Raw genomic sequence first — 1,153 nt, 5'->3', positions numbered from 1 at the left:
GGCGGGCTGCAGCCATTACGATCCGATGATGCTGCAGAGTATCCGCCTGGCACTCGTCATGCAGCTGGCAGACTGCATCAGCGCGGGGATCGGGCTTGTCGAAAATTTTTGCCTGGATGCTGCCTCCGTTTGACAAATTTTGCATGCAATCGGCGTTATGATAGGCGGAAAGAAATTCATCATACTCCTGAAATTACGGAAAATCATGTTACTGTATTTGAGCAGGTATTTTCAGCACTGAAAATGCTGCACGGTGCAGCAATCAAATCATGGAAGCAAGTACAGACCCGGTTTCAGGAGAATCTATCATAGCGGGGTGAACATATGGGAGAATATTCTGGTTCCCGCGCAGAACTGCCGAAAAATATCCGGCAGATCGGCGAGCGGGATGAGGTGGTCCGGTTGTATGTGGAGGATTATGTAAACACGTATTTGAAACAGGTATATCCATCCGGCGGACCGGGACTCCGGGTCGGGCTGCTGCTCGGAAATTCGGATCCACAGCAGGAGGTTCCGTGCCTCTTTGTGGACGGGGCGCTGGAGATGGAGGAGGTTGTGCCGTCCGGGGAGAAGATTGTCTTTTCGGAGGCGGCATGGAAAAAGGCATACCAGCGGATGGAGGAGACATTTCCAAAAAAGACCGTGCAGGGGTGGTTTATCTGCGGCGCGCCGGGGTGTATGTTAAGTCCCCTGACCTACTGGCGGCTGCACAAGCAGTATTTCGGTGGGAAAAACCAGCTCATGTACATAAACAGCGGTGTGGACGGTGAGGCGGCATACTATGTGATGTCGGAGGACGGGTTTTACCGTTTGAAAGGATATCATATATACTACGAGAAAAACCAGATGATGCAGGACTATATGATTCTGCGGAAGGACGCCCGCCGGGTGGAGACAGGCACCGGCGATCGGGTGATCCGCGATTTCCGTAACCGGATGGAAGAGCGGCAGCAGGAGGCGGCGTCGCGTTACGGGACGATCCGGGCGCTGGGGACGCTGTGTGGTGTGCTTTCGGTCGCGGTGCTTGCCGGCGGCGTGGTGCTTTTCGGCAATTACCAGAAAATGCGCGAGATGGAGAGTGTGCTGGTATCCGTCCTTCCGGATGGTGTGCGGGGCACTGCGGACGGGAAAGAGGCGGTCACGGTGGAACAGC

At 54.9% G+C, this 1,153-nt stretch carries 2 pseudogenes; both read left to right on the top strand.

The window, feature by feature from the left end:
* Positions 1 to 133: pseudogene (locus QVO97_RS09085) on the top strand (spore protease YyaC); the annotation flags it as partial.
* Positions 134 to 324: 191 nt separating this feature from the next.
* Positions 325 to 1,153, top strand: a pseudogene (locus QVO97_RS09080) (peptidoglycan-binding protein); the annotation flags it as partial.

Origin of the sequence: Clostridium sp. CAG:43, from assembly GCF_000434655.1 — a bacterium.
Taxonomy (GTDB): domain Bacteria; phylum Bacillota; class Clostridia; order Lachnospirales; family Lachnospiraceae; genus Otoolea; species Otoolea fessa.
Note: the sequence above shows the minus strand (reverse complement) of the source record. Positions and strands in the feature narration are given on the sequence as shown.